This window comes from Streptomyces rugosispiralis, from assembly GCF_024505145.1.
GTDB lineage: Bacteria > Actinomycetota > Actinomycetes > Streptomycetales > Streptomycetaceae > Streptomyces > Streptomyces rugosispiralis.
Window position 1 is genome coordinate 1 of sequence record NZ_JANIAA010000111.1, and the last position, 4442, is coordinate 4442.

At 71.7% G+C, this 4442-nt stretch carries 1 protein-coding gene; it reads left to right on the forward strand.

Going from position 1 to position 4442, the window contains the following annotated elements; translation table 11 throughout:
- A partial coding sequence (locus NP777_RS46485) for a type I polyketide synthase (RefSeq protein ID WP_256656257.1) occupies window positions 1-4442 on the forward strand: 4442 nt, incomplete at both ends.

The following is a 4442-nucleotide window of genomic DNA, read 5'->3' on the forward strand; positions in this document are numbered from 1 at the left end:
ACCAGCGCTTCTGGGTCGAACCCACGGCCGTGGCGGGCGATGTGTCGTCGGCCGGGCTGGTCTCCGCCGACCACCCCCTGCTCGGCGCGGCGGTCGCGCTGCCCGAGTCCGGCGGGCGGCTGTTCACCGGCCGGCTCTCGCTCCGTACGCACCCGTGGCTGGCCGACCACACCATTCACGGCACCGCGCTGCTCCCCGGGGCCGCCCTGGCCGAGCTGGCGTTGCGAGCCGGTGACGCGGTCGGCTGCGGCCACCTGGAGGAGCTGACACAGGAAACGCCCCTCGCGCTTCCCGAGAGCGGCGCCGTCCAGTTGCAACTGACGGTCGGCGGCCCGGACGACTCCGGACGACGCACCGTGAACCTCTACTCGCGCTTCGAGGACGGGCCCGCCGACCTGCCGTGGACCCACCATGCCACGGGTGTGCTGACCACGGAGGGGCCCACGGCGCCGGCGGAGACCGAGCTCGGCCAGTGGCCACCGGCGGATGCCTCGCCGATCGACCTCGCCGACCGGTACCCGAGCGTGGCGGCGCTCGGCGGTATCGAGTACGGTCCGGCGTTCCGCGCTCTGCGCCATGCGTGGCGTCGCGGTGCGGAGATCTTCGCCGAGGTGGCCTTGGCGGAGGACCTGCGCTCGGATGCCAGTCGCTTCGGCCTGCATCCCGTGCTGCTCGAAGCGGCCCTGCACGCCGTGGCCGATCTGACGGCCGACGGCGAAGGCGGCGACGACGGCGGCCGCGTCCGGCTCCCGTACCGGTGGACCGGGATGTCCCTGTACGCCACCGGCGCGACGACCCTGCGCGTACGGCTCTCCACGGAACGGCCGGATGGCATGGCGATCCTGCTGGCCGACGAATCGGGCCACGCGGTGGCCGACGTGGCCTCGGTGGCGACTCGCACCTTTACATCGGAGCAGCTCACCGGGGGCCGCAGGCCCCATGAGTCGCTGTTCCGAGTGGAGTGGATGAGTGTCCCGGCAGGCTCCGCCGGAGTCGGGCCGGACCGTGCCCACTGGTCGATCGTCGGCTCTGACGGCGCCGAACTGCGCACCGCGCTCGAAACGAGCGGTGGCCGGATCGACCAGCACGACGACATGGGCGCGCTGCTCCGGTCCGACGCCTCGGCCACGGCCGTGTCCGACCTCGTACTCCTGCCGTTCCTGACCGCCTCGGCGACCGACTCCGCCGCGGCGGAAGACGACCTGGTGTCCGCGGCCCGTCAGGCGACACATCGCGCCCTGGACGCGCTCCAGGTGTGGCTGTCCGATGAGCGATGCGGCGACTCGCGGTTGGTGGTGGTGACGCGGGGCGCGGTGGCGGCCGTACCGGGTGAGGATGTGCCGGACGCGGCGGCTGCCGCGGTCTGGGGTCTGGTGCGGTCGGCACAGGCCGAGCATCCGGACCGATTCGTCCTGGTGGACCTGGAGAGCTTGGAGTGGGCCGCCGAGGCGATCGGTGCGGCGGTGGCCACCGGGGAGCCTCAGATCGCCGTACGTGGCGGCGGCGTGTGCGCCCCCAGGCTGACCCGCGCCCTGATACCCGTGGCGCCTCGGCGCGAGGTGGTGTGGGAGCCCGAGGGTTCGGTGCTGATCACGGGCGCCAGCGGGGTACTGGGTGGTTTGGTGGCGCGTCATGTGGTCGCCCGCCACGGAGTGCGCAGCGTGGTGCTGGTGTCGCGTCGCGGCCGCGACGCGGCGGGTGCGGCGGAGCTGGAGGCCGAGCTCGCCGACTTCGGCGCCCATGTGGTGTTCGAGGCCTGCGATGTCGCCGACCGTGCGGCGTTGGCGGGGGTGCTGGCGCGCATCCCGGCGGATCGTCCGTTGCGTGGTGTGGTGCATGCGGCCGGTGTGCTGGACGACGGTCTGGTCGAGTCGTTGACACCGGAGCGCATTGACGCGGTGCTGCGGCCGAAGGTCGATGCGGCGGTGCATCTGGATGAGTTGACGCGGGATCTGGGGCTGTCGGCGTTCGTGATGTTCTCGTCCGCCGCTGCCACCTTTGGCGCGGCGGGGCAGGGGAACTACGCGGCGGCGAATATGTTCCTGGACGCTCTGGCGGCTCGCCGTCGGGCGCGTGGGCTTGCCGGGGTGTCGTTGGCCTGGGGCTTCTGGGCCGAACGCAGCGATATGACCGGCCACTTGGGCGAGGTCGACATGGCCCGGATGGCACGGTTCGGGATGACCCCGCTCTCCGCCGACGAGGGCCTCGCGCTCTTCGACGCGGCACACACGACCGATGACGCCCTGCTGGTGCCGACGCGCATGGATGTCGCGGTGCTCCGCGCACACGCCCGGCCCGGAACCACCCCCGCTCTGCTGCGCCACCTCATCGGTGCTCCGGCCCGACGGGTGATCGACGCCGCCACCGGCGAGGAGGGCGGCGCAACCGCTCTCGTACGCCGTCTCATGGATCTGCCCCGGTCCGAGCGGGAGGACGTCCTGCTGGAGCTGGTGACCGATCACGCGGGAGCCGTGCTCGGCCATACGGAGTCGGCCGCGATCGCACCCGACCGTGCGTTCAGCGACATCGGCTTCGACTCGCTCACCGCCGTCGAGCTGCGCAACCGCCTCAACGCCGCCACCGGTCTGCGGCTTCCGGCCACGCTGGTCTTCGACTATCCGACACCGACCGCTGTCGCCCGCCACGTCCTCGGCGAGGTGATGGGCTCCGCGCAGGCCGCAAACGAAACCCCTGCCCTCGACCGGACCCAGGCCACGCCGTCGGTGCGCAGGGCCACGACCGACGACGAGCCGATCGCCATCGTCGGAATGGGCTGCCGCTTCCCGGGCGGTGTGCGTACCCCCGAAGAGCTGTGGCAACTGCTCATCAGCGGCGGGGACGCTATCTCGGGGCTGCCCGACGATCGCGGCTGGGACCTGGAGGGTCTGTATCACCCGGATCCCGATCACCGGGGCACGGCGTATGCGCGTGAGGGTGGTTTCCTGTACGACGCGGGCGACTTCGATCCGGAGTTCTTCGGGATTTCGCCACGCGAGGCGCTGGCGATGGATCCGCAGCAGCGACTGCTGCTGGAGACGTCGTGGGAGGCGCTGGAGCGCGCCGGTATCGACCCGGCGTCGGTGCGCGGCAGCCAGACCGGCGTGTTCTGCGGGCTGACCTATCACGACTACACGGATGCGGTGCAGCAGGCCGGCGAGGCCACCGAGGGTTACCTCATGACAGGCAACGCCGGAAGCGTCGCCTCGGGGCGCATCTCCTACACCTTCGGCTTCGAGGGCCCCGCCGTGACCGTGGACACCGCCTGCTCATCGTCCCTGGTGGCGCTGCACTGGGCCGCCCAGGCGCTGCGGCAGGGCGAGTGCTCGCTGGCCCTCGCGGGCGGCGCGACGGTCATGGCCAGCCCGCTCGCGTTCGTCGAGTTCAGCCGCCAGCGCGGACTGGCCCCGGACGGGCGCTGCAAGCCCTTCGCGGGGGCCGCGGACGGCACCGGCTGGGCCGAGGGTGTCGGCATGCTGCTGCTGGAGCGGCTGTCGGACGCGCGGCGGAACGGTCACCAGGTGCTCGCGGTGGTGCGCGGCAGCGCCATCAACCAGGACGGTGCGTCGAACGGTTTGACGGCGCCGAACGGTCCCTCGCAGCAGCGGGTGATCCGGGCGGCGCTGGAGAGCGCCCGGTTGTCTGCCGCCGAGGTGGACGCGGTGGAGGCGCACGGTACGGGCACGAAGCTGGGCGATCCGATCGAGGCGCAGGCGTTGCTGGCGACGTACGGGCAGGAACGTGGCGCTGAGGACCGTCCGCTGTGGCTGGGTGCGATCAAGTCGAACATCGGTCATGCGCAGGCGGCTGCCGGTGTGGCGGGTGTGATGAAGATGGTGCTGGCGATGCGGCATGGCGTACTGCCGAAGACGTTGCATGTCGATGAGCCGTCGCCGCATGTGGATTGGTCGGCGGGTGCGGTCGAACTGCTGACGGACGCGGTGGAGTGGCCGGACACGGGCCGTGCACGGCGTGCGGGTGTGTCGTCGTTCGGTATCAGCGGTACCAACGCACACGTCATCCTGGAACACGCCCCCGAGGAGCTACCCGTCGCCGGGCCGGTGACCGACGGGCTCGAGGAGCCCTCGGCGCTGGTGCCGTGGGTGGTGTCGGCGAAGTCCGAGGGTGCGCTGCGAGCACAGGCGGAGCGGCTGCTGTCGTACGCGCGCAGTCGGGCCGGGGCGGAGATGCCGGTGGCCGATGTGGCGTCGTCGCTGGTCACGACGCGTAGTGCGTTTGAGCATCGTGCCGTGGTGCTGGCGGCGGATCGGGCTGGTCTTGTCGATGGCTTGGAGGCGCTGTCGAGTGGTGACGTGGCGCCGGGGGTGGTGCGGGGCTCTGTGGTGCCGGGGAAGTTGGCGGTGTTGTTCTCGGGTCAGGGCAGTCAGCGGGTCGGTATGGGCTGGGGGCTGTATGAGGCGTTCCCGGTGTTCGCGGATGCGTTT